Below are 25,432 nucleotides of genomic sequence, written 5' to 3' on the forward strand. Positions count from 1 at the left end.
CCCCAACTCAGGAGACCTCCGGCATGTCGGCAGTACGCCGACCCGAAACGCCGCAGGACTCCTGAGTCAGGGACGGGGAGGGACCACGACAGAACGCCCGCCGCACTCCAGGAATGCGGCGGGCGTTTCGCGGTACGGGGTGCGACTAGTCGGTGCCGGAGTCGAACGCAGCGCCTTCGGACGCGAGGTCCGTCGCGCGCTCGAGGGCGTCGGCCGTCGGGTCGAGGAGTTCGCCGCCGAGGATCTCCTGCGCCTCACCCTGCTCGAGCTTGCCGACGAGCTCCGCCGTCGCGCCACCGACGATGCCGGCGGCCGCGTACTGCTCGAGCCGCGAACGCGAGTCGGCGATGTCGAGGTTGCGCATGGTGAGCTGCCCGATGCGGTCGTCAGGACCGAACGCGGCGTCGCCGACGCGCTCCATCGAGAGCTTGTCGGGGTGGTAGCTGAGGCCGGGGCCCGAGGTGTCGAGGATCGTGTAGTCGTCGCCGCGGCGCAGACGGATCGAGACCTCGCCGGAGACGGCGGAACCGACCCAACGCTGGATCGACTCGCGCAGCATGAGCGACTGCGGGTCGAGCCAACGGCCCTCGTACATGAGGCGGCCGAGACGGCGACCCTCGTTGTGGTAGTTCGCGACCGTGTCCTCGTTGTGGATCGCGTTGAGCAGACGCTCGTACGCGATGTGCAGGAGGGCCATGCCGGGAGCCTCGTAGATGCCGCGGCTCTTCGCCTCGATGATGCGGTTCTCGATCTGGTCGCTCATGCCGAGGCCGTGACGACCACCGATGGCGTTGGCCTCGAGGACGAGCGCGACCGCGTCGTCGTACTCCACGCCGTTGAGCGCGACCGGGCGGCCGGCCTCGAACGTGACGGTGACGACCTCGGAGGCGATCGCGACGTCTTCACGCCAGAACGGCACGCCCATGATCGGCTCGACGAGTTCCATGCCGGAGCTGAGCTCCTCGAGACGCTTGGCCTCGTGGGTGGCGCCCCAGATGTTCGCGTCGGTGCTGTACGCCTTCTCCGTGGAGTCGCGGTACGGGAAGTCGCGGGCGACGAGCCACTCGCTCATCTCCTTGCGGCCACCGAGCTCGTTGACGAAGTCGACGTCGAGCCACGGCTTGTAGATGCGCAGACGCGGGTTGGCGAGCAGGCCGTACCGGTAGAACCGCTCGATGTCGTTGCCCTTGTAGGTGGAGCCGTCGCCCCAGATGTCGACGCCGTCCTCCTTCATGGCGCGGACGAGCATGGTGCCCGTCACCGCACGGCCGAGCGGCGTGGTGTTGAAGTACGTCTTGCCGGCGTTGCGGATGTGGAACGCACCGCACTGCAGTGCGACGAGCCCCTCCTCCACGAGCGCGGACTTCGCGTCGACGAGTCGGGCGATCTCCGCGCCGTACTCCTTCGCGCGATCGGGGACGGCACCGATGTTCGGTTCGTCCGCCTGGCCGATGTCGGCGGTGTAGGTGCACGGGACGGCACCCTTCTCGCGCATCCAGGCGACGGCGACGGAGGTGTCGAGACCTCCGGAGAAGGCGATGCCGACGCGCTCGCCGACGGGGAGGCTGCTCAAGACTTTAGACACGCCTGCGATTCTACGGGGGCGGGCGACGCTGCGCCCAATGATGCGGTCCTCCGGGACGAGTCCGCCTGCCCTCACGTGGCACCACAGGATGAACTCCGGGCCGATGACCCTGAAGCGGCTGGTCTTCGACAGCGCATACTGATATTCCTGAATGATGAATACCGATCGACATGCGACCGAACCATCCCTTCCCGAACCGCTCCTGACCGCGACCGCGCTCCGGAAGCGGTACCCCTCCCCCGACGGCCGTGGAGCGACCGTCCCGGTACTCGACGGCATCGATGTCGCCGTCCGCCCGGGTGAACTCCTCGTCATCGTGGGCCCGAGCGGATCCGGGAAGTCGACCCTCCTGCACGGTCTGTCCGGCCTCGACACCCCGAGCTCGGGACAGGTCACCATCTGCGGGGTCGACCTCGCGAAGCTCGACACCGCACAGTTCGCGGAGTTCCGGCGACGACACATCGGCTTCGTCTTCCAGTCGTACAACCTCATCGCCTCCCTGACCGCCGCCGAGAACGTCGCCCTCCCGCTCCGACTCATGCGGTCCGGCTTCGACCGGCAGCGGGTGACGGACGCCCTGACCGCGGTCGGTGTGGCCGAGGTGGCGGACCGGCGCCCCGCGCAACTCTCCGGCGGGCAGCAGCAGCGGGTCGCGATCGCGAGGACCCTCGTCGTGCGCCCCGCGATCACCTTCGCCGACGAACCCACCGGTGCGCTCGACGGCGCCTCAGGGGCACGGGTCCTCGACCTCCTCCGCCGCTCGGCGTCCGGAGACCGCGCCGTCGTCATGGTGACCCACGACATCGAGGCGGCGGCGCTCGGGGACCGGGTGCTCGTCCTCCGGGACGGTGCCGTGCACAGCGAACTGCACCGACCGACGCCCGCCCGGATCCTGCAGGCCCTCGCCCTCGCCCGGGAGGAGGCGGCATGATCGCCCGGCTGGTGGTCTCCGACCTCCTCCTCCACTGGCGGCTGTGGGTCGGCACCTTCGCCGTGCTGACCGCCGGCGCACTCATCGCACTCGTGTGCGCCGGCGACCTCTCCACGGCTCGGGCGATGCCGCCGGGGCCCGACCAGGCCGCCCTGCTGAACCACGCGATGATCTACAGCACGATGAACGGCCTCATCGTCATCGGCAGCCTCAGCGTCGTCATCGGCTTCGCCGTGAAGCTCCAGCGGCCGAGTCACGCGCTCTGGCAGATCGCCGGGCTCGGGCCACGGACGGTGTCGCGCGTGGTCGTCCTGCAGACCCTGCTGCTGGCGATCGCGGCCCTCCTGATCGGCGCGGCGGTCGCCCCGACCATCGTCAGCCTCTTCCTCAACGATCTGACGGCGCCCCTCCGCGCACCGGGGGCGAAGCCGTACACGATCGTCATCGCCGCCGACACCTCCGCGATCGCGGGGTTCGTCTTCCTGATCGTGGTGTCCGTGACCGCGACGTTCGCCTCCATCGCGGCACGACGCGTCCCGTTGCTTCTGGCGGTGCGCTCCGAGGAGCACGACGGAGCGGGGTCCGGTCGGAGCCGATGGCGAGTGGTCGTCGCGATCGGGTTCGCGGTGCTCGCCGCGGTGTTGATGACCGCTCTGCTCCTCGGGGACCGCGGCGTCAGCAGCCTGTTCCCGGTCCCGATCATCGCGCTGGCCGTCACGGTCGCCCCGTGGGTGGTGGGGCCGGTGACGGACACGTGGACCAGGGTCGTGCCGGGCCGGGCGAGCACCAGCTGGTCCCTCGCACGGCGGTCGGCCGCGTACCAGCTCGCACGCAGTCATGCGACGATCACGATGCTGAGCTTCGCGATCATGCTCGGCGGCTTCACGGGCGGGATGGGGCTCTGGTCCGACCCGCGTTCCATCGAGATCGCGATCGCCCTCTTCGGGGCGCCCGTGGTTATCGTGCTGATCACGGCCGGCGTCACCGTGTCCATGACCTTCCTCGACCGGCGACGGGAGGCTGCGCTGCTGGTGGTCGGCGGAGCGACGTTCCGGACCGCGCTCCTCGTGGCGGCCTTCGAATCGCTCATCTGCACCGGTACGGCGGCCATCGTGGGGCTGGCCGCGCTCGTCCCGACGATGATCGTGCCGTTCGGGGGCGAACCGTGGGACAGCGTACTCGTGCCCCTGCCGGCCGTCCTCACCGTGGGATGCGTGGTCCTGCTGGCGGCGACCGCCGCGCCGGTGCTCGCGGCGTCCCGGCGGCCGCTGGCGGAGGGGGTGCGCGCCGCAGTGTGATCGTCGGGGTGCAGGATCCGCACGTCACCGCCGGTACCGCCGAACGCCCGCCGGGGGACGGCGGGCGTTCAGGCGGCATCGACGGTGACGCTGCTGTGAACCGGACGGATCGGACCAGGTCCACCCAGGCGCTGTTCGGGTCTCGCGCCGCGGGCTTCACAGGTGCATCGGGATGACGATTCGTCGACTCCAGAGCGATTCTGGCAGCGACCGACGCCCCTCCACAGGTCCCAATAGTGGGGACATCGGGGAGGGGCGACAGACGCGGACGGCCCGTCGACAGGCACCGGGGCCGGGAACGGGTGCTACCAGATGGTGACGCGCTCGTCAGGGGCGAGCCAGGCAGCGTCGGACTCCGTCACGCCGAACGTCTCGTAGAAGGCGTCGATGTTGCGGACGATCTGGTTGCAACGGAACTCGTTCGGCGAGTGCGGGTCGATCGACAGGAGGCGGATGACCTCGGCGTCGCGGCCCTTCTGCTGCCACGCCTGAGCCCAAGAGAGGAAGAACCGCTCCGCACCCGTGAGGCCGTCGACGACCGGCGGCTCCGCGCCCTCGAGCGACAGCAGGTAGGCCTTCCAGGCGATGCCGAGCCCGCCGAGGTCGCCGATGTTCTCACCGATGGTGAGCGCACCGTTGACGTGGTGGTCGGGCACCTGGGCGGGCGCGAGGGCGTTGTACTGCTCGATGAGCGACGCCGTGCGCTCCTCGAAGGCGGCGCGGTCGGCCTCGGTCCACCAGTCGGTGAGTCGGCCGTCGCCGTCGAACTTGGAGCCCTGGTCGTCGAAGCCGTGGCCGATCTCGTGCCCGATGACCGCCCCGATGGCCCCGTAGTTGGCGGCGGCGTCGCGGCCGGCGTCGAAGAACGGGTACTGGAGGATGGCGGCGGGGAAGACGATCTCGTTGAAGCCGGGGTTGTAATAGGCGTTGATCGTCTGCGGCGTCATGAACCACTCGTCGCGGTCGAGCGGCTTGCCGATCTTCCCGAGCTCCCGGTCCATCTCGAAGCGGCTGGCGCGACGGACGTTGCCGAGCAGGTCGTCGGCGTCGAGCTCGAGCGCCGAGTAGTCGCGCCACTTCACGGGGAAGCCGATCTTCGGCGTGAACTTGTCGAGCTTCTCGAGCGCACGGGTGCGGGTCTCGGGACTCATCCACTCGAGGTGCTCGATGCTGTCGCGGTACGCCTCGACGAGGAACCCGACGAGGACGTCCATCTCGTCCTTGGCCGAGGTGCCGAAGTGGCGGTCGACGTAGATGCGTCCGACGGCCTCACCGAGCATGCCCTCGACGAGCGAGACGCCGCGCTTCCAGCGCTCGCGCTGCTGCGGCGTACCCGTGAGCGTCTTGCCGTAGAAGTCGAAGTTGGCCCGACCGAACTCCTCCGAGAGGTACGGGGCGGCACCGTGGACGACCTTCCAGGCCAGCCAGTCCTTCCACGACTCGAGCTGCTCGCCGACGAGGAGCTCACCGAGGCCCTCGAGGAAGCTCGGCTCGCGGACGACGAGTTCGGCGAACACCTCGTCGGCGGCGCCGATCGCGTCGCGCCAGACGGCGAGGTTCGGGCCGTCGAGGTCGGCGCCGGCCGCGAGGGCCGCCGCTTCGTCCCAGCCGTACAGGTTGTAGGTCTTCTCGCTGTCGCGGGTGGCGACGTTGTCCCAGTGCTTGGACGCGATCGCGGTCTCGAGCGCGAAGACGCGATCGGCGCGCCCTGCGGCGTCGTCCAGGCCGGCGAGTTCGAACATCGTCTGGAGGTGGGCGCGGTAGGCGTCACGGATCTCGGCGAAGGTGTCCTCGCGGAAGTAGGACTCGTCGGGGAGGGTGATGCCGCCCTGCTCCGCGAACACGAGGTAGCGCTCGGGGTTGCCCGGGTCGTTGTCGACGAAGAGCTGGAGGAAGCCACCGACGCCCTCGGCCTCGAACTCACCCGACAGGCGCAGGAAGGCCTCGATGGAGTCGACGGCGGCGACGCGGGCGAGCTGGTCGGCGAGCGGGGCGGCACCGAGCGCGTTGGCGCGGTCGACGTCCATGAAGCTGGCGTACAGGGCGCCGATCTTCACGCCCTCCGGGCCGTCGGGGTTCGACTGCGACTCCTCGATGATGGCGCGGACCGCGTTCTCCGCGTCCTCCGCGAGCTGGTGGAACGACCCCCAGCGGGCCTTGTCGTCGGGGATCTCGGTCCGGTCGATCCACTTGCCGTTCACATGCCGGAAGAGGTCGTCCTGCGGCCGGACGGCCGGGTCGAGTTCGGAGCGGTCGATGCCGGAGGCGAGCTGCGCGTCAGTCATGCGGCTCAGCCTAGCGACGGCTCCTGACGACGGGTCGGGTGTTCTCTCAGAGCTGGCAGACGGTCCGGGTCCGGCACCGGTGGAGCGGTGTCGGGCGTGGCTCGACGGGTGAGGGACTACCGTGGACGCACCGGTCGGAAGGAGCGCGCGTGGACTGGTTGTCCGAGTTCCCGCCCGGAGTCCTCCTGCTGGTCGTCTTCCTGGTCGTCGCGGTCGAAAGCCTCGGCGTCCCCCTGCCTGGTGAGACGGTCCTGATCGGCGCGACGCTCCTCGCGGCGTCGAGCGGCCTCAACCCCGTGTTCGTCGCAGCGGCCGCCGCGGGCGGGGCGATCCTCGGAGACTCGATCGGGTACTGGGTCGGCAAGCGCTACGGGCGGCGACTCCTCTCGGTGCTCAACCGTCGGTTCCCGAAGCAGGTGGGGCCGAAACGACTCGGTGCCGCGGTGCACCTCATGCGTCGCTGGGGGCCGTGGGCGGTGTTCGTCGGACGCTTCATCGCCGTCCTCCGTATCTTCTCCGGACCGCTGGCGGGCATGTTCCGGATGACCTACCCGCACTTCCTGCTCGCCAACGCCGCCGGCGGCATCGCCTGGGCATCGCTCGTCGTGACCGTGGTCACGCTGCTCGGGAGTGCCGCGACCGAGTTCCTGCACCGCTTCTCCTGGGCGGCCCTCGCCCTCGCGGGTGCGGCGGCGGTCGTGATCGCCGTCGTCCTCGTCTTCCGCGCGCGTCGGCGCGCCGCCCGACCGGTCGAGGAGCGCACCCCGGTCTCGCTGACCGAGGCGGAACTCGACGAGCTGCTGTCGCCGTCCGGCTCGGCGGCCCTGGCGTCAGAGGCGCCACAGACCACGCCGACCGCTCCGCCGTCGAGCGCCGCTCCCGTCCGGACCGACCTGCGCGCAGCGATCGCCGCCGTCTTCACCCCGCTCCGCTGGGCGCTCAGGACGACGCCGGCGACCACCGCCTTCGTGACCGTCTTCGTCGCGTTGGGGGTCGTCACCGGCGGGCTGTGGCGACCGATCGACCAGGCCGCCTGGTACCCGTCGTTCGCCTACGGCGTGCCGAGTCTCGAGGCCGGTCGTTGGTGGACGGTGCTCACCGGCATGTTCATCACCGCCGACCCGCTCACCTACCTCATCGCGATCCTCGGCGCCGCGGTGTTCGGCGGATGGGTCGAGGCGCGCTTCGGCACCCTGCGGGCGTCGGCGATCTTCCTGTCCGGGCACCTCGTCGGCATCCTCGGAGCCCTCGGGGCGGCGACCGCGCTCGCGCAGCTCGACTGGCCGTGGGCGCAGTCGCTCGCGACGACCCTCGACGTCGGCCCGAGTTGCGGCATCCTGGCCTGCGTGGCCACCGCCACCGCGTTCATGCGGTCACCGTACCGGCTGCGCTGGCGGCTCCTCCTGCTGTCGTGGGTGTCGATCGCCCTCCTCTACGTCGGGAAGATCGACGACCTCGAGCACTGGATCGCGACGGTCGTGTTCGTCGTCGTCGCCCGACTCCTCATCGGGGAACACCGTTCGACGCCGCGACCGACGATGCGGGACTGGCGGCTCTTCGCGGTCGCCGGGCTGCTCGTCATCGGCGCGGTGCAGCTGCTCGTCACGCTCGTGCCGCTCGACGGGCCGCTCGGCTCGACCACCCTGACGCAGGGCTCCATCCTCGACGTGGGGCTCGACACGGTCGCGATCCTGCTGATCGCGAACTGGCTCCGGCGCGGACATCGCTGGGCGTGGTGGGCGGCGATGGTCCTGACCGTCGGCAACCTGCTCACGACCCTCGCGCTCGTCGCGTTCACCTGGTTTGCGATGGTGCCACTCGTGGCGTCGACGATCTGGATCTCGGCGAGCGTGCTCTGGGTGGGGCAGGCGGTGGTGCTCGTGCTCTCGCGGCACGCGTTCCGGGTGGCGGCGAACCAGACCAGACGGCGACTGCCCGGCGCGGTCGGGCCGGGAGCGCGGCGGGCGAGGGCGCGGGCCGCGGAGCTGCTCCGCGAGGACGGCGGCGGACCGTTGTCGGCGTCGGCGCTCCGACCCGAGAACCGGATCTTCGTCACGGCGGACGGCGGCCACGCCGTCGTCTACCAGCAGCACGCGGGCGTCGCGCTGGCGCTCGGTGAACCGATCGGCGCGCGCGATGGTGCCCCGGACGCGGTGCTGGCGTTCACGGCGGCGGCCGAGCAGGCGGGGCTGACCCCGGCCGCGTTCGCGGTGCGGGAGCCGAGCATCGTGCCCGAAGGCTGGCGTGTGTCGCCGCTCGGGCGGGACCTCGTGCTCGAGCTCCCTGCGGCGAACGCCCGTGACGGCGGTGCCGGCGATCCGGCCGACAACGGTCCCGCCACGGAGCCCGAGTGGTCGTCGATCCTGCTGCCGTCGGACGAGCTGCCCTGGGAGCTGCGCAGCCAGATCCGCGCGCTGACCTCGGTGTGGGTCTCCGACCGGCGGGTGCCCGAGCTGGGACTGACCGTGGGCGCGAGTGTCGAGACTGCCGGAGCAACAGGGCAGGCCCGGTCGGCCGCGCGGAGTTCAGTCGTGACCGACGCCCGCGGCACGGTGCTGGCGGCAGTGACCTGGCTGCCGATCCCCGGCCCAGGCGGCACCGTCGGCGGCTGGGACCTCGACACGGTCCTGCGCGCGGCGGCGACCGACGCCACCGGCGAAGCGGAGACGCCGTCCTCCGTGGACGTCGGCCGTGCCGTCGAGTGGGCACTGACCGACGCCTGCCGTCGGTTCGCCGCCGATGGGGCGTCGACGGTCTCCTTCTCGGCGTCGGGCCTGGCGCGCGACGGCTCCGAGCCCGACGGTGTCGCCGTGCGCACGGTGGCCGGCATCGCCCACCGCGTCGATCCGCTCCACGGCTTCGCCGAGATCGCCGCCGTCGCGGAACGGCTCGGCGCCACGTCCGTGCCGCTGTTCCTCGCCTGCCGTGAGGACGCCGACCAGCCGCGGGTCGCCTACGCCGCTGCCGCAGGCTTCCTCACCGGCATCCGCCTCCGCGACCTCCCAGCCCTGAGCGGATCGCTGCTCGTGCGGGAGCCGGACGGGCGGTCCGGACCGCTGCCCGACGCCCCGAGCAACCGGGTCGGTGGCCGCGGCTAGGCTCGGCGGGTGACCACGGGACAGGACAGGCGACGACTCCGGCCGGTCGATCGCGACATCCTCCGGCTCGCGGTCCCGGCGCTCGGAGCGCTCATGGCGGAGCCGCTGTTCCTCCTCGCCGACTCGGCGATGATCGGGCACCTCGGGGTCGTGCCGCTCGCCGGCCTCGGCGTCGCGAGCGCGGTGCTGCAGACCATCATCGGGCTCATGGTATTCCTGGCCTACGCGACGACCCCCGCCGTCGCCCGCCGACTCGGCCACGGCGACGAACGCGGCGCGGTCTCGCTCGGCGTCGACGGACTCTGGCTGTCCCTCGGCCTCGGCGTCGTGATCGGTGCGGCCGGCTGGTTCCTCTCCCCCACCCTCGTCGGATTGTTCGGCGCGACCGACGCCGTCGCCCAGCAGGCCGACACGTACCTCGGCATCTCGATGCTCGGCATCCCCGCGATGCTGCTCGTCTTCGGCGCGACCGGTCTGCTGCGCGGCCTCCAGGACACCACCACCCCCCTCATCGTCGCCGGTGCCGGGTTCGCCGCGAACATCGGGCTCAACTTCCTCTTCATCTACGGTCTCGGCCTCGGGATCGCCGGCTCGGCCCTCGGCACCGTCATCGCCCAGTGGGGCATGGTCGTCGCCTACCTCGTCGTCGTCCTGCGCCACGCGCGACGGACCGGCGCGAGCCTGCGCCCGCATCGCGCCGGGCTCGGCGGGGCGGCCCGCTCCGGTGGCTGGCTGTTCCTCCGCACCGTCAGCCTCCGCGCGGCGATGCTCATCGCCGTGTTCGTCGCGACCGACCTCGGCACGGACGAGCTCGCCGGCTTCCAGCTCGTCATGACCCTCTTCGCCACCCTCGCCTTCGCACTCGACGCCCTCGCGATCGCCGCCCAGGCGCTCGTCGGCAAGGGGCTCGGCGCCGGCGACGTGGGCGGAGTCCGCGCCGTCCTCGTCCGATGCCTGCAGTGGGGCGTCGGGTCGGGGATCGTCCTCGGCCTCGTCGTCGCGCTCGCGAGCCCGGTCATCGGCCTCGTGTTCACGAGCGACCCGAAGCTCGCAGCCCTGATCGTCCCCGCGCTCATCGTGCTCGCGGTCACCACACCACTCGGCGGGATCGTGTTCGTCCTCGACGGCGTCCTCATCGGCGCCGGCGACGCGAAGTACCTCGCGATCACCGGCCTGCTCAACACGGTCGTGTTCCTCCCGTTCGCCCTCGCCGTCCTCGCCTGGGCCCCCGGCGGACCCACCGGGCTCACGTGGCTGGCCCTCGCCTTCTTCGTCGGATACCTCGGCGCCCGAGCGACCACACTCGGACTCCGCGCCCGCACGAGCGGGTGGATGCGCACCGGGATCTGACCGACGATTGGGGAGTCCTCCCCATTGAATCGGCGGCCTCCGTCCACGATCCTGGCCTGTGAGCATCCATCCACGCTCACGATTCCAGGGGGAACCACCATGACCATCGCCACCGCCAGCCACCGTCTCCGCGTCTCGACCGTGACCGCCGTCGCTATCCTGGGCCTGTTCGGGCTGTCCGCCTGCAGCAGCGGATCGGCGCCGGCCGACTCCGAGCCCACGTCGAGCGCCACCTCGGAGGCGGAGGCCACCCAGGACACCACCGAGGAGGCACCGGCGTCCGGCGCGACCAAGTGCACCGAGGAGCAGGTCAACACGCTCAGCGCGGCCAGCGGTGTCGCGGTCCCGGCCGCAGGCGTCGCCGCCGCGAAGGCCTCGTTCGCGCCCGCCGCCGTCATCGAGGGCCTGACGACCGTGTGCGTACTGAGCTTCGAGGCCGGTGCCGTGTCCGGCAGCTACGCCGTCCTCTCCGGTGGCGCGGCGAGCCTCACCGCCGCCGCCGCGAACGCCACCAACGCGGGTGGCCAGATCACCGAGGCCGCCGGCACGTTCACCGGATCCCTCGAGGACCTGACGATCGTCGGCGTCCCGTTCACCCAGCTCACCAAGGAGACCGCCGGCTTCGAGAACGTCGAGGACCTCGTGGTCGTCGCCTCGACGGCCGCGCTCGGCTAGCACCGGGTCCCGCACCAGGTCGTCCCACCCGCGCCCATCCGCCCCTCACCGGGCGGGTGGGCGCTCGTGCGCCGCCGGCATCACCATGGCCGGCAGCAGCATCGCCGGCATCAACCGATCGGTGGATGCCAGGATCAACCGCTCCACCGCTACCGGCCGACGACGACCCGGACGAGCATGGACACCATGAGCACACGACCGATCATCGAGGTCCGCGACCTGCGCAAGCAGTACGGCGACTTCACCGCCGTCGACGGCGTCAGCTTCGACATCCACGAGGGCGAGACGTTCGCACTCCTCGGCCCGAACGGCGCCGGGAAGAGCACCACCATCGAGATCCTCGAGGGCTACCGGCACCGCACGGGCGGCTCGGCGAGCGTCCTCGGCGTCGACCCCGCACACGGCGGCCTGGACTGGAAGGCCTGCCTCGGGATCGTCCTGCAGTCGAGCGCCGAAGCCTCCAACGTCACCGTCCGGGAACAGCTCACCCAGTTCTCCCGGTACTACCCCGAGCCACGGGACGTCGACGAGGTCATCGACGCCGTCGGCCTCACCGCGGCGGCCGGCACACGCATCGGCAAGCTCTCCGGCGGTCAACGCCGACGGGTCGACGTCGCACTCGGCGTGATCGGTCGCCCCGCGCTCCTCTTCCTGGACGAGCCGACCACGGGCTTCGATCCCGAGGCCCGGCGGCAGTTCTGGGACCTCATCCGCTCCCTCAAGCGGGACGGCACCACCGTCCTCCTCACGACGCACTACCTCGACGAGGCCGCGCAGCTCGCCGACCGGGTCGCCGTCATCGCCGGCGGACGACTCGTCGAGATCGGCGCGGTCGACGAGATCGGCGGTGCGGCGGCACGGATTCCGGTGGTCCGGTGGCGGGACGGCGACGGGCTCCACGAGGAGCGCACCCAGACGCCGGCGGCACGAGTCGCCGACCTCACCGCCTCGACCGGTGGGGAACCACGTGACCTCGAGGTCATCCGCCCGAGCCTCGAGGACATCTACCTCGGCCTCGTCCACGCGGCGAGCGCCGGTCATCCCACGGCGACCGCCGATGTCGCCGGTCCGCGCGTCACCCTTCAGACGGGAGCAGGAGCATGAGCCTGACAACGAACACCAACACGTCCACGACATCCACCGATCGCGCTGTCTCCCCGTTCGTCCCGCCGCTGCCCCGTGGCCGGACGCTCCGCCTGGGACTGAGCCGGATCGGGTACGAGACGCGCATCTACTTCCGTTCCGGTGACCAGGTGTTCTTCACCTTCCTCTTCCCCGTCGTGATGCTGGCGATCTTCTCCGCGGCGTTCAGCGCGATGGGGAACGTCGGTGAGGCGCCCGACGGGACGGGCGGGGTCACCCAGGCCGCGTACACCCTGCCCGGCATGATCGCCGCCGGCATCCTCCTCTCCGGTGTCCAGAACCTGGCCACGGACATCGCGACGGAGAAGAGCGACGGCACGCTGAAGCGGCTCGGCGGCAGTCCGCTCCCCGTGGTCAGCTACTTCCTCGGGAAGATGGGGCAGGTCCTCGTGACCTCGATGCTCCAGCTCGCCCTGCTCCTGCTCGTCGCGCACCTCGTCTTCGGCGTCGCCCTGCCGACGGAACCCGAGCGGTGGGTCACCTTCGCCTGGATCTACCTCCTCGGGATCGCGACGTCGGCCGTCCTCGGGATCGCGCTGTCTGCGGTGCCGCGGAGCGGGAAGAGCGCGACGGCCGTCATCATCCCCATCGTGCTCGTGCTGCAGTTCATCTCCGGCGTGTACCTGTCGTTCGCGATGCTCCCGGACTGGCTGCAGAACGTCGCGAGTGTGTTCCCGGTGAAGTGGATCGCGCAGGGCATGAGGTCCGTGTTCCTCCCGGATTCCTTCGCCGCGCAGGAGCAGTCGGGCGGCTGGGACCTGTCGACGGTCGCGCTCGTCCTCGTCGTCTGGGCGGTCGTCGGACTCGTCCTGACGCGCCTCTCCTTCCGCTGGGTCCGTCGCTCCTGACGACGGTTCGCGGGCGGAAGTGGGAGGGTAAGGACATGGACGGACGACGGTGGTGGGATGTCGCGTTCGGCGCGGGATGTGTGATCGTGGGGGCGCTCGTGAGCGTCAGCGCGGCCGGGGCGCCGGAGCGGGTGATCGGTGTCTGGGTGGTGCTGGCGGCGCTCTGCCTCGTCTACTACACGGCCGGGCGACGGACCCTCGAGCGCCCACAGGGCGGGCTCTGGTTCGCGATCACCCTCATCGCCCTCACCGCCGTCGGCACGGCGTTCTCACCGAACGTCCTGACCCTGCAGTGCCTCGTGTTCCCGCTGCTGTGGGTGCTGACCCCGGAGACGCGGAACGCGATCGTCCTCAACATCGTGAGCGCCGCGACGCTCGCCGTCGGCTTCATCGTCGGTCGGGGCGCCACACCGGACGCGATCGTGCAGGGACTCGCGATCCAGAGCGTCTCGCTCGTCTTCGCCCTGTCGCTCGGCCTGTGGATCACCCGGATCGCCGAACTCGGTGATGAGAAGGCACGACTCCTCGTGAGTCTGCAGACGGCTCAAGCGGAGTCGGAACGGGCGAGCCGGGAGGCCGGCGCGGCTGCCGAACGCGAACGCCTGGCACGCGACATCCACGACACGATCGCCCAGAGTCTCACGAGCGTGGTGCTGCTCGCGCAACGAGCCCGATCCGAGGTCGGCATGACCGTCGCGGACACCCCGGACGCCGCCCCGCTGGACGGTCGCCCGATCGCCGCCCTCGAGAGCATCGACCTCATCGAGTCCACCGCGCGCGACGCGCTCGGCGAGGCGCGGGCGCTCGTGGCGACGATGGCGGCCATGCCGACGGCGGACACCACCCTCGGCGACAGTCTCCGTCGCCTCGGCACCCGCTTCGAACGGGAGACAGGCGTCCAGGTGCGCGTGGCCACGGCGGCGGAGCACCTGCCCCGGGTGGCGGAAGTGGTGCTGCTGCGGTGCGCGCAGGAGGGGTTGGCGAACATCCGGAAGCACGCTGGCGCGTCGCATGCGGCCATCGAGCTGTCGGTCGCGGACGGCTCGGCGCTGCTGCGGCTCTCGGACGACGGTGTCGGGATCCCCGACGCCGCCGGCGCCCTCCTCGGCACGGCACCCGGCGCGGGCTTCGGCCTCCACGGCCTGCACGACCGCGTCGCCCTGCTGGGCGGTACGGTCGAGATCGTGAGCGGACACGGGGCTGGGACGACGCTGGTGGTGCGGGTGCCGGTGGCCGTGGCAGAACCGATCGGTGTCGGGCCGTCCGCCGGCGTCGGGGACGAGGGCGGCGGATGACGCGGATCAGGATCGTCGTCGCCGACGACCACCCCATCGTCCGATCGGGGATCGTCGCGTTGCTCGGGCGGGCGGAGGACCTCGAGGTCGTGGCCGAGGTCGCCGACGGTGCCGCCGCGGTCGAAGCGGCCGAAGCGCACCACCCCGACCTCGTCCTCATGGACCTCCGCATGCCGGTCCTCGGCGGCGTGGAGGCGACCGCCCGCATCGTGCAGCGCCTGCCCGGGGTGCGGGTACTCGTGCTGACCACCTACGAGACCGACGACGACATCCTCGGCGCCATCGAGGCCGGTGCCAGCGGGTACCTGTTGAAGGCGGCTCCCGAGCAGGAGATCCTCGCCGGCATCCGTTCGGTCGTGTCCGGCCAGACCGTCCTCGCGCCCACCATCGCGGCGACCCTCGTCGGCCGTGTCCAGGGCGGTTCGTCACCACGCCCGCAGCTGAGCGCCCGCGAGCTGGAGGTCCTCGCGCTCGTCGCCGCCGGCAACAGCAACCGGGCGATCGCGGCCGGACTCTTCATCTCGGAGTCGACGGTGAAGACCCATCTGCTCCACGTGTTCGAGAAGCTCGAGGTCGCCGACCGCACCCGCGCCGTCACCCGGGCGCAGGAGCTCCGGCTGCTCTGAGCGCTGAGCGCTGAGCGCCGAGTCCGGAGCACTGAGATCGGTGCGCGGGTCTCGGTGGCCGGCTCAGGCTCCGCGCGGGACGGGACGCCTGATGTGGGTGCGCAGACCCACGACATCGAGGACGAACTCGCAGAACATCGCGTTGGCCCAGGAGAACCACGGGCGGGTGAAGGTCGCCGGGTCGTCCTTGTGGAACGACTCGTGCATGACCCCGGTGCCGGCGTCGGTGCGCAGGAGGGTGTCGAGGAGCCGGGCGCGCTCCGCGTCGTCCGTCGAGGTGAGCCCCTCCATGGCGAGGGCGATCGGCCAGATGTGGTCGGGTGGGGTGTGCGGACTCCCGATCCCGCGGGCGGCGGATCCGACGAAGAAACTCGGGTCGTCCTCGCTCAGGAGGAACCGCCGGGTGGCGAGGTACCGGGCGTCGTCCGGTGCGCACCAGCCGAGGAACGGCAGCGAGAGGAGGCTCGGCACGTTCGCGTCGTCCATGAGCAGGGCGTTGCCGAACCCGTCGACCTCGTAGGCGTAGACGTCGCCGTACCGGTCGGTCGACACGACTCCGTGGGCGTCGATCGCCGCCTCGAGCTCGCGTCGGAGCGAGCGGGCGTCCGCGGCGAGCGGCTCGTCGTCGAGCACGTCCACCGCGATCGCCTCGACGCCGGCGAGCGTCACCGCGGCGAAGAGGTTGCCCGGCACGTTGTAGCCGTACCGCGCCGCGTCGTCACTCGGCCGGAACCCCGACCACGAGAGGCCCGTGAACGTGGTCTCCGGGCCGAGTCCGTCGCGGACGAGGGTGTCTGAGAGCGGCGCGTCGAACCGTTGGAACCGGTACGGCGAGCGCGCCTCATGGTGCTGCTCGGTGCGCCAGACACTCATCGCGGCGGTGACGGCGCCGCGAAACCGCTCGTCGAGGTGGTCGGAACGGCCCGTCGCCCGCCAGAGGTCGTGTGCGAGCTGGAGCGGGTAGCAGAGCGAGTCGATCTCGTACTTGCGTTCCCACACCCAGGGCGAGGCGTCCGTGCGGTCGTCGTGGTGGCCGTGACCGTTCGGTTCGGCGTTGAAGGCGTTGGCGTAGGGATCGAGGGCGATCGCGTCGAGCTGGCGACGGTTGACGGCGACGAGGAGGTCGGCCAGCTCGGGCCGATCGGCCGCGAAGTGGAGGTACGGCGCGAGCTGCGCGCTCGAGTCTCGCAACCACATCGCGGGGATGTCGCCGGTGAGCATGAACACGGTGCCGTCCGGCATGGGCGTCATCGTGCTGTGCAGGGTGTCGGCGAAGCAGCGTTCGAACCGCTCCGCCACCCGCTGGTCGCTGCGCTCGCGGACGGCCGCGGTCGCCTCGGCGATCAGCTCGTCGATCCACGCGGTCATGGTGATCCCTCCTCGGTGACGGCCGGCCGGCCGGCGATCAGACGCCGCCGCGGGGCTTGGGCGCGTCGGGCTGGGCCGCCGCGTAGGCCGACTGCCCCGTCGCGCCGGGCTCACCCTCGGGGATCGGGACGAGGTACGCGGCGGTGCCGTAGGCGGTCAGCTGCGTCCAGGCACCACCGATGTCGGTCGTCTCGAGGCGCATGGCCAACACCGCGTTGGCACCGCGCTGCTCTGCGTCCGCGACGAGGCGGCGCATGACCTCCTGGCGGGACTCGAACAGCAGCTGCGTCATGCCGGGGACCTCGCCGCCGCCGAGTGCCGAGAACCCGATGGACATCGAGGAGCCCCAGTCGCGGGCCCGCACCGTGAGGCCGACGACCTCACCGAGGACGGCGTCGATGCGGTGGCCGGCCACCGTGTCGGTCGTGACGACGATCATGCGCCGGCCTCCGTTCCGCTCAGGCGGGACAGCGCGGCGAGCGAGAGCGCCGCGATGCCGGTGTCGAGGGTCGGGTGGATGAGCGGCGCGAACTTCGCCGAGTGGTTACCGGGGAGGTCCTGTTCCATGCGCCCGGACGCGTAGGCCGCGGCGAAGGCCTGTGGGTCGGCACCGCCGAGGATCCAGTAGACGATCGGTGCGTCGGCGGCCGTCGCCAGCATCCCGACGTCTTCGCTGCCCGTGACGAGCCCCGGATCGACGACGCGGTTGGCACCGAACGCCTCACCGAAGACCGCCGTCACCTCCGCGGTGGCGGCCGGGTCGTTCACGAGCACCGGGAACGCCTCCGTGTGCTCGATCACCGGTTCGCGTTCGGCGCCGGACGCCGCCGCTTCGGCGCGGATGATGCGCTCCATGGACCCGACGACGCGGTTGCGCACGTGTGGTTCGTAGCTGCGGATGTTGACCCCGATCTGCGCCGTATCGGGGATGATGTTGTTCTTCGTCCCGGCGTGCATGGTGCCGACCGTGAGCACCGCGGTGTCGGTGCCGGCGACCTCACGCGACACGATCGACTGGAGCCGGACGACCGCCGACGCCGCCATCACGATCGGGTCGATGGTGGACTGCGGGCGGGAGCCGTGCCCGCCTCGGCCGTGGAAGGTGACGCGGTAGGCGTCCGTCGCGGCGAACGACGGGCCGGCATGCGTGCCGACCACACCGGCGGGCAGCGGGCCGACGTGCTGACCGAACACGACGTCGGGCTTCGGCACCCGGGTGTACAGCTCGTCGTCGATCATCGCCTGCGCGCCTCCCCCGGCCTCCTCGGCCGGCTGGAAGAGCACCACGAGCGTGCCCGACCAGGTTGCCCGCCGGGCGGCGAGCAGTTCGGCGGCGCCCAGCAGGCAGGTGACGTGGACGTCGTGACCACAGGCGTGCATGACGGGGACGTCGTTGCCCTCCGGGTCGACCCCGCGCACGACGCTCGCGTAGTCGAGGCCTGTCTCCTCCAGCACGGGCAGACCGTCCATGTCGGCACGGAGGAGCACCGTCGGCCCAGCACCGTTCTCCAGGACGCCGACGACGCCCGTGCCGCCGATCCCCGTCGCGACGGCGTACCCGAGGCCCGTGATGCGATCGGCCACGAGGGCAGCGGTGCGATGCTCCGCGAAGGAGAGCTCCGGGTGGGCGTGGAGGTCTTGATACACGGGGGCGAGGGCGACGGCCAGCGATGCCGCCTCCTGCTGGACGAGTGCTGCGGTGGCGATGGGCTGGTCGGTCATGGGTCTCCTTCGAGCGTCGCCTTCAACCCTACGGGCCTGGTCCGTCGCGCGGCAGGGGCCCGGGAAACCTCGGGTCGACCTCAGCCCTGTGGAGCGGGGACCGGCGCCGTCGTCGCGCCACGGTGGAAGCGCACCGCGAACTGCTCGGAGTCCGGTTCACGGCCGTCCAGCATCGCGACGATCGCCCGGCCGGCCGCCGAGCCCTTCTCCCGGGAGGGCTGCCAGACCGTCGTGAGGTCGTAGTCGAGTCCCTCGACCCGGATGCCGTCGAACCCGACGACACTGAGCTCGCGGGGAACCTCGATGCCGAGCTCCTCAGCCGCACGGATCACCCCGGCAGCGAGGAGGTCGCTCTGCGCGGCGACGGCCGTCGGGCGCTCACCCACCGGGACGTCGAGGATGGCGTGGCCGGCGATGCGCCCCTCCTCCAGCGAGGATCCGGTGGAGACGAACCCGCTGGCGCCGGGGAAGACGTCGCGGAGGCCCTGCAGGCGCTCGATCGCGGGGACGGTCGTCGCGCCGCCCTCCCACTCGGGCGTCAGCGGACCGCGGCGTTCCGTCGGATCCAGGTTGAGGGTGACGACGGCGACCCGCTCGTGTCCGAGGTCGGCGAGGTGCTGCGCCTCCTGACGCACGCCACCGCGGTTGTCGACCGCGATGTCCGGGACCCCGAGTGCCGCGAGTCCCTCGATCGAGACGATGGGCATCCCCCGGCGACTGAGCACCGCGACCGAGCTGTCGAGGTTCGGGCTGCAGCCGATGAGCACGACCCCGTCCATCGGTGCGTTGCTCAGCTGGAGGGTGCCCTCCTGGGCGTCGTTCAGGAGGAGGAGACCCGCGCCGACCGCGCCCAGTTCGTCGGCGAGCCCGTCGAGCGTCTGCACCATGACCGGGTCGCGGAAGGAGTGCCCGATCCGACCGGCGACGACCGCTCCGACGATGCCGCTCCTACCCTGACGGAGGGAGCGGGCACGGGGGTCCGGACCGCCGTAGTCGAGGTCGGCCGCGGCCTGCAGCACGCGCCGCTTCGTCGCCTCGGAGACCGGCCCGGCCCCGCTGAACGCGAGGGAGGCGGTCGACGGCGACACCCCGGCGCGCTCGGCGACATCGGCGAGCGTCGGTCGTGAGGGGCGTGATTCCTGGTCCACGATCTGCTAGCTTAGTCGACGGAATCGAATCGATTCGACTCGGCACGGATCCACGCCGATCCGCCGACGTTCCACCCGTTCCACGCAGCGCTCCGGCGCCCGAAGCACCGATCCCGAGGACCCCGTGTCAGAGCCGACCACCCCGCAGACCGCCCCCGTCGCCGTGCGCCCCCGCCGCGAACTCCTCGCCTGGCGCAACGCGATCTTCGTGATCTTCGCCCTCAGCGGGCTCAGCATCGCCACCTGGGTCGCACGGTTGCCGGCGATCCGCGACAACCTCGACCTCACCACCGGAACGGTCGGCCTCCTCATCCTCGGCATGTCGATCGGGTCGATCCTCGGCCTCGTCGCCTCGCAGCACCTGCTCGCCCGGCTCGGCCCGCGGAACGGGATGCGATTGACGCTCGGCCTCGTCGCAGCCGGCCTGCTGCTCATCGGCGTCGGTGCGAGCCTCGTGCCGCTCGAAGGGATCGTCCTCGTCGGGCTCATCATCTTCGGCTTCGGCAACGGCGCCCTGGACGTCATGATGAACGTCGAGGGAGCCGCGGCGGAGCAGGAACTCGGCAAGACGGTCATGCCGCTCATGCACGCGTGCTTCAGCTTCGGGACCGTCGCGGGTGCCGGACTCGGCGCCCTCGCGTCGGCCGCCGGAGTCGAGGTCTTCTGGCACGCACTGATCCTGGCGATCGTCATCGCCGTCGCCGCCGTCATCGCCGTCCGCTTCGTCCCGGCCGAGCAGGCGGTCGTCGACCTCGACGACGCCCCGAAGACGCCCTGGCGCGAACGACTGCGCGAGAGCCTGTCCGTCTGGGCGGACGGCCGACTCATCCTCATCGGCGTCATCATGCTCGGCATGGCGTTCGCCGAGGGCAGCGCCAACGACTGGCTCGCCCTCGCCGTGGTCGACGGCCACGAGCAGAGCAACACGACGGGCGCGCTCGTCTACGGCGTGTTCGTCACCGCGATGACCGTCGGTCGGATCGTCGGCGGGCCGCTCATCGACCGCTTCGGCCGTGTGCCCGTGCTGCAGGTGTCGGCGGGAGCCGCGATCGCCGGGCTCGTGCTGTTCATCCTGACGCCGGTGACGGGCCTCATGGTCCTCGGCACCGTGCTGTGGGGGCTCGGCGCCTCGCTCGGCTTCCCGGTCGGGATGTCCGCAGCGGCCGACGACTCCAAGCGGGCCGCGGCACGGGTGAGCGCCGTCGCGATGATCGGATACTGCGCGTTCCTCGTCGGGCCGCCGCTCATCGGCATCCTCGGCGACAGCATCGGACTCCTCAACGCCCTGTTCGTCGTCCTCGTCCTCATCGTGCTCGCCGGCCTGGCATCACCTGCGGCTCGCGAGAGCAGCCGCCGGAAGCGCTGACACCGACTCGAACCCCGTTCCCCACCCTCGACGCACCCGCTTCCGCGGCTCGCCTCCTAGACTCGTCTGGTGCGTCTCGTCATAGCCCGCTGTTCCGTCGATTACGCCGGACGCCTCAGTGCCCATCTGCCCCTCGCCACCCGGCTCCTCATGGTGAAGAACGACGGCAGCCTCCTCGTCCACTCCGACGGCGGTTCGTACAAGCCGCTCAACTGGATGAGCCCGCCCTGCACCCTCACGACCGTCGAACCCGACGAGACGCAGGCGGCCGCCGGCATCACCGAACTGTGGAAGGTCACCCACAAGAAGACGGGTGACGCGCTCATCGTCTCGATCCACGAGGTCCAGCACGACAGCGCTCACGAGCTGGGCGTCGACCCCGGCCTCCAGAAGGACGGCGTCGAGGCGCACCTGCAGAAGCTCCTCGCCGAACAGATCGAGCTCCTCGGCGACGGCTACCGGCTCATCCGTCGCGAGTACATGACCGCCATCGGCCCGGTCGACATCCTCGCCACCGACGCGAGTGGCGCCTCGGTCGCGGTCGAGCTGAAGCGGCGCGGTGACATCGACGGTGTCGAGCAGCTCACCCGCTACCTCGAACTCATGAACCGCGACCCGCTCCTCGCCCCCGTGCAGGGCGTGTTCGCTGCACAGGAGATCAAGCCGCAGGCGCGCACCCTCGCGCAGGACCGCGGGATCCGCTGCGTCGTCCTCGACTACGACGCGATGCGCGGCCTCGACGACAGCGACTCCCGCCTCTTCTGAGCGTCCACTGAGCGACCGTTCTCAGGAGTCCTCCGGCGCGTCGGCGTCGCCAGACACCGACACGCCCGGACACTCCTGAGAACGGGTCAGCGCGCGGAACCTAGACGAACAGCCAGATCAGGGCGACCATCCCGAAGCCGACGACCGACAGGATCGTCTCGAGGACGGTCCAGGTCGCGAGCGTCTGCTTGACCGACATGTTGAAGTACTTCGCGATGATCCAGAAGCCGCCGTCGTTGACGTGCGAGAGCGTGATCGATCCGGCCGCGATCGCGATACCGATGAGCGCCAACTGCGGCTGCGAGTAGTCACCCGCGAGGACGACCGGCTGCAGGATGCCCGCGGTGATGACGATCGCCGCCGTCGCCGAACCCTGCGCGATGCGGAGTCCGGAGCTGATGAGGTACGCCGACACGATGATCGGCAGGCCGAGCGAACCGAGCACCTCGGCCAGAGCCGCCCCGACGCCCGTCGCCGAGATGACGGCACCGAAGAACGCACCGGCGCCGACCACGAGCAGGATCATGCCGATGGGACGCAACGACTGCCCGGAGAGCTCACCCAGCTCGGCGAGCGTCATGCCGCGCCGCACCCCCAGGACGTAGTAGGCGAGGCATACGGCGATCGTCAGCGCGACCGCGGGGTTCCCGATGAGCGTCAGCGCCTCGAGCAGCGGGCCGCTCGGCAAGGCCAGGGCGCCGAAGGTCGCGGCGAGGATGAGCAGGATCGGCGTGATGATGATGAGTCCGACCGCCCACAGCGAGACGTCCTTGCGCTCCGGGGCGTCGTCCTCGGGCTCGAGCACGTACTCCTCGGGCACGGACACCATGACGCGCTTGCCGATCCATAGCGGCCAGGCGATACCGGACGCGATGAACGCGGGGATACCGCAGAGGAAGCCCATGAGGATGAGCCAGCCGAGCCCGACCTCGAAGGTGCCGGCGAGCGCCGTCGGTCCCGGGTGCGGGGGCAGGAACGCGTGCGTCATCGAGAGGCCGGCGAGCATCGGGAGCGCGTAGAGCACGAGCGACTTCCCGCCACGGCGCGCGGTGATGTAGACGAGGGGCGCGAGGACGAAGATGCCGACGTCGAAGAACACGGGGATGCCGAAGATGAGCCCGGTGAGCCCCATCGCGACCGGCGCGCCACGTTCACCGAAGCGGCCGAGGAGTTTGCGGATGAGGACGTCGGCGCCACCGGAGCGTTCCAGGATCGCGCCGAGCACGGTGCCGAGGCCGATGATGATGGTGATGTGCCCGAGGATGCCGCCGAAGCCGGTCTCGAGGAGTGACGCACCGGGTTTGATCTGTTCGTCGTCGAACGGGTCGGGGACGGCGACGCCGACGATCTTGTAGATGCTGGTGCCCGTCGCCAGCGCCAGGCCGATGCCCACGATGAACAGCGAGATGAAGGGCTCGAGCTTCACCCGGATGATGAGGAACAGCAGCACCGCGATGGCGACGGCGCACAGGATGAGCAGGCCGGGGGTGGTCTGCTGCAACCAGCCGATGGGGTCGCTCGGGGCTGGTGCGGCGGCGGCTGCGACGCGGCTCGCGAGGGCGTGGATGGGCATGGGAGGACCTTCTGTGTCGGCGGGGAGGAGGGGACGGGTCAGGAAGGGCGTCGCCGGAGCGAGCGACCGGGGACAGCGTCGGTGCGACGACCGTCGGCGATGACGGCTGCGCCGTTCACGAAGACCCACGGGATGCCGGCGGCCGGTTGCCGCGGTTCGGCGAAGGTCGCGCGGTCGGCGATCGTCTCGGGGTCGAAGAGGACGACGTCGGCGACGGCACCGACACGGAGGACGCCGCGGTCGGTGATTCCGAGTCGGGCGGCCGGACGGGAGGTGAGGTGGGCGACGGCGTCCTCGAGTCCGAGCACACCGGCTTCACGGACGTAGTGCCCGAGGTAGCGGGGGAAGGTGCCCCAGGCGCGCGGGTGGGGTTTCGCCCCGATGAGGATGCCGTCGCTTCCGCCCGTGTGGGCCGGGTGCACCATCATCGTGCGCACGTTGGCCTCGTCGCCGACGTGCTGGAGGATGCCGGTCGCGAGGCGGTCGGCCTCGAGGAGCTCGAAGAACAGAGCGGTGGGGTCGCCGGACCAGGCGTGGCCGGTGTCCTCGGCGGCGATGGCGGAGACGGTCCGCCCCACGTAGCCCGCGAGCTCGGGGTTCGCGACACCGGAGATCTCGATCGTCGCCCAGTCGGTGACGACGCCGTGGCAGCCGTCGGTGCCGAGCACTTCGAGCTCGTGCCGCACCCGCGCACGGACGTCGTCGTCGCCCAGACGCTCGAGCGTCGCTTCCGGCCCGCCGACGGCCGCCCAGCTCGGGAGCAGGGCCGAGAGCGTGGTCGATCCCGGCAGGTAGGGGTAGGTGTCGAGCGTGAGGTCGACACCGTCGGCGATGGCGTCGTCGATGAGCGCCACGAGCTCCGCGGCACGACCGGCGTTGACGCCGAAGTTCATCGTCGCGTGCGTGAGGTGCAGCGCACAGCCGGAGCGACGACTGACGTCGATCATCTCCGCATACGCCTCAAGGGCGCCCTTCCCGTAGGAGCGCTGGTGCGGCGCGTAGAAGCCGCCGTGCTCGGCGACCGTGCGGCACAGCGCGACGAGCTCCTCGGTGTCGGCGAACATCCCTGGCACGTAGGTGAGGCCGGAGGACATGCCGACGGCGCCCTCCCGGAGCCCTGCGGCGACGAGCTCCTGCATGCGCACGATCTCGTCCGGGGTGGCGGCGCGGTTCTCGGTGCCGACCACGAGCATGCGGACGGAACCCTGCGGCACGAGGTAGGCGACGTTCAGCGCGGCTCCGCGGTCGACGCGGTCGAGGTACTCGCCGACGCTCCGCCAGGCGAAGTCCACGTCGTCGGGTTGGCCGTTCCAGCCGGCGATCTGCTGCCGGACGATCGCCATCGTGCGGTCGTCGGTCGGCGCGTAGGAGAGGCCGTCCTGCCCGAGCACCTCGGTGGTGACGCCCTGCGAGACCTTCGCGAGGTGGTCGCGGTCGCGCAGCACGGCGAGGTCGGAGTGCGCGTGCATGTCGATGAACCCCGGAGCGGCGACGAGTCCCTTGGCGTCGACGACGAGCGCATCGGCCGGCGCGTCGGTGGCGGCGTCGGCACCGATCGCGACGATGCGGCCGCCGTCGATGAGCACCGAGCCGAGCGTGCTCGGGCCACCGGTGCCGTCGACGATGCGCGCATCGCGGAGGAGCACCGCGCGCGCATCACCCGTCGGCCGTGAGCTCACGGCAGCAGGGCCGCCGCGGTGAACGCGGCCGCGCGCTCGGTGACGCCGGCCCAATCCGCGGCGGCGACGTCGGCCGCTCCGACCACGCTGGACCCCGCGGTCACGGCGGCGGCACCGGCCTGGATGTACTCACGGGCGTTCCCGGCGTGCAGCCCACCGGAGGGCACGAGCCGGAGACCGGGGAACGGGCCGGACAGGTCCTTGAGGAACCCGGGGCCCATGGCGGCGGCGGGGAAGATCTTCACCGCGTGCGAGCCGAGTGCGGCCGCCCGCATGACCTCGCTGGGCGTCATCGCACCGAGCAGGAACGGCACGCCGGCGGCGGTCGCGACCTCGGCGACCTCCTCGCTCAGGCCAGGGGTGACGAGGAACTGTGCGCCGGCGTCGATGGCGCGCTGCGCGGTGTCGTGGTCCACGACCGTCCCGGCACCGATCACCGCACCGTGGTCGGCGATCGCATCGGCTGCGGCCCGGATCAGCGCCTCGACGCCGGGGGTGGTGAAGGTGAACTCGACGCTGCGGATGCCGCCCGCGACGAGCGCCCGGCAGAGTTCGACCGGGTCGGGGATGACGGGCACGCGCACGACGGCGATGGCGCGGTCGGCGTAGAGCGCGTCGAGGGCGTGCGGAACGGACGGCGAGGTCTCGAGCGTCATGCGGGTCTCCTGTTCGGGGTC

20 protein-coding genes are annotated in these 25,432 nt (G+C 71.2%); 11 read left to right on the plus strand and 9 right to left on the minus strand.

Features of this window, described 5'->3' with window-relative positions:
* Positions 1–145: 145 nt before the first annotated feature.
* Positions 146–1,585 (minus strand): argininosuccinate synthase, encoded by a 1,440-nt coding sequence (argG, locus tag ASE44_RS12235; RefSeq protein ID WP_056009903.1) that lies wholly within the window; start codon positions 1,583–1,585, stop codon positions 146–148.
* A gap of 154 nt (positions 1,586–1,739) precedes the next feature.
* Between argG and ASE44_RS12240 the strand changes: the two genes are divergently transcribed.
* Positions 1,740–2,516 carry an ABC transporter ATP-binding protein gene (locus ASE44_RS12240; RefSeq protein ID WP_157579929.1) on the plus strand — a complete coding sequence of 259 codons (777 nt, stop codon included), beginning with the start codon at positions 1,740–1,742 and terminating at the stop codon, positions 2,514–2,516.
* Positions 2,513–3,814 (plus strand): hypothetical protein, encoded by a 1,302-nt coding sequence (locus tag ASE44_RS12245; protein ID WP_056780188.1) that lies wholly within the window; start codon positions 2,513–2,515, stop codon positions 3,812–3,814. The genes ASE44_RS12240 and ASE44_RS12245 overlap by 4 nt, the downstream gene beginning before the upstream one ends.
* Before the next feature lie 305 nt (positions 3,815–4,119).
* Here the strand turns inward: ASE44_RS12245 and ASE44_RS12250 are convergent, their stop codons facing one another.
* Positions 4,120–6,099 carry a M13 family metallopeptidase gene (locus ASE44_RS12250; RefSeq protein ID WP_056780192.1) on the minus strand — a complete coding sequence of 660 codons (1,980 nt, stop codon included), beginning with the start codon at positions 6,097–6,099 and terminating at the stop codon, positions 4,120–4,122.
* 149 nt (positions 6,100–6,248) lie between these two features.
* Here ASE44_RS12250 and ASE44_RS12255 point away from each other — a divergent pair, with 149 nt between their 5' ends.
* From ASE44_RS12255 to ASE44_RS12285, 7 genes are all read left to right on the plus strand, one after another.
* The gene (locus tag ASE44_RS12255; protein ID WP_056780195.1) at positions 6,249–9,197 is read left to right on the plus strand and encodes a rhomboid family intramembrane serine protease; all 2,949 of its coding nucleotides are present in this window, start codon (positions 6,249–6,251) and stop codon (positions 9,195–9,197) included.
* A gap of 9 nt (positions 9,198–9,206) precedes the next feature.
* A complete protein-coding gene (locus ASE44_RS12260; protein WP_056780198.1) occupies positions 9,207–10,547 on the plus strand; it encodes an MATE family efflux transporter in 1,341 nt (446 codons plus the stop codon).
* A 99-nt stretch (positions 10,548–10,646) separates the two neighbouring features.
* A complete protein-coding gene (locus tag ASE44_RS12265; protein WP_056009911.1) occupies positions 10,647–11,222 on the plus strand; it encodes a hypothetical protein in 576 nt (191 codons plus the stop codon).
* 186 nt (positions 11,223–11,408) lie between these two features.
* Positions 11,409–12,326: an ABC transporter ATP-binding protein gene (locus tag ASE44_RS12270; RefSeq protein WP_056781164.1), complete on the plus strand. Its 918-nt coding sequence runs from the start codon at positions 11,409–11,411 to the stop codon at positions 12,324–12,326.
* Positions 12,323–13,213 carry an ABC transporter permease gene (locus tag ASE44_RS12275; RefSeq protein WP_082455988.1) on the plus strand — a complete coding sequence of 297 codons (891 nt, stop codon included), beginning with the start codon at positions 12,323–12,325 and terminating at the stop codon, positions 13,211–13,213. The genes ASE44_RS12270 and ASE44_RS12275 overlap by 4 nt, the downstream gene beginning before the upstream one ends.
* A gap of 35 nt (positions 13,214–13,248) precedes the next feature.
* Positions 13,249–14,508: a sensor histidine kinase gene (locus ASE44_RS12280; protein ID WP_056780201.1), complete on the plus strand. Its 1,260-nt coding sequence runs from the start codon at positions 13,249–13,251 to the stop codon at positions 14,506–14,508.
* The gene (locus ASE44_RS12285; protein ID WP_056009915.1) at positions 14,505–15,134 is read left to right on the plus strand and encodes a response regulator transcription factor; all 630 of its coding nucleotides are present in this window, start codon (positions 14,505–14,507) and stop codon (positions 15,132–15,134) included. Before ASE44_RS12280 ends, ASE44_RS12285 begins: the two co-directional genes overlap by 4 nt.
* A 63-nt stretch (positions 15,135–15,197) precedes the next feature.
* On the opposite strand, the gene ASE44_RS12290 is transcribed toward ASE44_RS12285, so the two are convergent.
* The 4 genes from ASE44_RS12290 to ASE44_RS12305 all read right to left on the minus strand — a co-directional run bounded on the left by ASE44_RS12290 (position 15,198) and on the right by ASE44_RS12305 (position 19,372).
* Positions 15,198–16,502, minus strand: coding sequence for a glycoside hydrolase family 125 protein (locus ASE44_RS12290; protein WP_056780204.1), 1,305 nt, complete (start codon positions 16,500–16,502; stop codon positions 15,198–15,200).
* Positions 16,503–16,539: 37 nt separating this feature from the next.
* Positions 16,540–16,941 carry a YbjQ family protein gene (locus tag ASE44_RS12295; RefSeq protein WP_056009919.1) on the minus strand — a complete coding sequence of 134 codons (402 nt, stop codon included), beginning with the start codon at positions 16,939–16,941 and terminating at the stop codon, positions 16,540–16,542.
* Positions 16,938–18,224: an amidohydrolase gene (locus ASE44_RS12300; RefSeq protein WP_082455989.1), complete on the minus strand. Its 1,287-nt coding sequence runs from the start codon at positions 18,222–18,224 to the stop codon at positions 16,938–16,940. Before ASE44_RS12300 ends, ASE44_RS12295 begins: the two co-directional genes overlap by 4 nt.
* An 80-nt stretch (positions 18,225–18,304) precedes the next feature.
* Complete coding sequence (locus ASE44_RS12305; protein WP_235522598.1) at positions 18,305–19,372, minus strand: LacI family DNA-binding transcriptional regulator; 1,068 nt, start codon at positions 19,370–19,372, stop codon at positions 18,305–18,307.
* Between the two features lie 124 nt (positions 19,373–19,496).
* On the opposite strand from ASE44_RS12305, the gene ASE44_RS12310 reads away from it, so the two are divergent.
* Both ASE44_RS12310 and nucS read left to right on the plus strand, forming a co-directional pair.
* Complete coding sequence (locus ASE44_RS12310; RefSeq protein WP_056780207.1) at positions 19,497–20,738, plus strand: MFS transporter; 1,242 nt, start codon at positions 19,497–19,499, stop codon at positions 20,736–20,738.
* A 69-nt stretch (positions 20,739–20,807) separates the two neighbouring features.
* The gene (nucS, locus tag ASE44_RS12315) at positions 20,808–21,503 is read left to right on the plus strand and encodes an endonuclease NucS (protein ID WP_056009922.1); all 696 of its coding nucleotides are present in this window, start codon (positions 20,808–20,810) and stop codon (positions 21,501–21,503) included.
* A 100-nt stretch (positions 21,504–21,603) separates the two neighbouring features.
* Here the strand turns inward: nucS and ASE44_RS12320 are convergent, their stop codons facing one another.
* From ASE44_RS12320 to ASE44_RS12330, 3 genes are read right to left on the minus strand one after another with little or no spacing between them, the layout of a single operon-like run.
* Positions 21,604–23,076: a GntP family permease gene (locus tag ASE44_RS12320; protein ID WP_082455990.1), complete on the minus strand. Its 1,473-nt coding sequence runs from the start codon at positions 23,074–23,076 to the stop codon at positions 21,604–21,606.
* A 38-nt stretch (positions 23,077–23,114) separates the two neighbouring features.
* Entirely contained in the window at positions 23,115–24,755 is a 1,641-nt protein-coding gene (locus tag ASE44_RS12325) for an amidohydrolase family protein (RefSeq protein WP_235522599.1), read from the minus strand.
* The gene (locus ASE44_RS12330) at positions 24,752–25,411 is read right to left on the minus strand and encodes a bifunctional 4-hydroxy-2-oxoglutarate aldolase/2-dehydro-3-deoxy-phosphogluconate aldolase (RefSeq protein ID WP_056780214.1); all 660 of its coding nucleotides are present in this window, start codon (positions 25,409–25,411) and stop codon (positions 24,752–24,754) included. Before ASE44_RS12330 ends, ASE44_RS12325 begins: the two co-directional genes overlap by 4 nt.
* Between the last annotated feature and the right edge of the window lie 21 nt (positions 25,412–25,432).

The organism is Plantibacter sp. Leaf1 (genome assembly GCF_001421315.1).
In the GTDB taxonomy this organism is placed as follows: domain Bacteria; phylum Actinomycetota; class Actinomycetes; order Actinomycetales; family Microbacteriaceae; genus Plantibacter.

Coding starts and splice junctions, on each gene's coding strand:
- ASE44_RS12240 (WP_157579929.1), top strand. CDS start 1,740: ATGAATACCGATCGACATGCGACCGAACCATCCCTTCCCGAACCGCTC.
- ASE44_RS12245 (WP_056780188.1), top strand. CDS start 2,513: ATGATCGCCCGGCTGGTGGTCTCCGACCTCCTCCTCCACTGGCGGCTG.
- ASE44_RS12250 (WP_056780192.1), bottom strand. CDS start 6,099: ATGACTGACGCGCAGCTCGCCTCCGGCATCGACCGCTCCGAACTCGAC.
- ASE44_RS12265 (WP_056009911.1), top strand. CDS start 10,647: ATGACCATCGCCACCGCCAGCCACCGTCTCCGCGTCTCGACCGTGACC.
- ASE44_RS12270 (WP_056781164.1), top strand. CDS start 11,409: ATGAGCACACGACCGATCATCGAGGTCCGCGACCTGCGCAAGCAGTAC.
- ASE44_RS12275 (WP_082455988.1), top strand. CDS start 12,323: ATGAGCCTGACAACGAACACCAACACGTCCACGACATCCACCGATCGC.
- ASE44_RS12280 (WP_056780201.1), top strand. CDS start 13,249: ATGGACGGACGACGGTGGTGGGATGTCGCGTTCGGCGCGGGATGTGTG.
- ASE44_RS12285 (WP_056009915.1), top strand. CDS start 14,505: ATGACGCGGATCAGGATCGTCGTCGCCGACGACCACCCCATCGTCCGA.
- ASE44_RS12290 (WP_056780204.1), bottom strand. CDS start 16,502: ATGACCGCGTGGATCGACGAGCTGATCGCCGAGGCGACCGCGGCCGTC.
- ASE44_RS12295 (WP_056009919.1), bottom strand. CDS start 16,941: ATGATCGTCGTCACGACCGACACGGTGGCCGGCCACCGCATCGACGCC.
- ASE44_RS12300 (WP_082455989.1), bottom strand. CDS start 18,224: ATGACCGACCAGCCCATCGCCACCGCAGCACTCGTCCAGCAGGAGGCG.
- ASE44_RS12320 (WP_082455990.1), bottom strand. CDS start 23,076: ATGCCCATCCACGCCCTCGCGAGCCGCGTCGCAGCCGCCGCCGCACCA.
- ASE44_RS12330 (WP_056780214.1), bottom strand. CDS start 25,411: ATGACGCTCGAGACCTCGCCGTCCGTTCCGCACGCCCTCGACGCGCTC.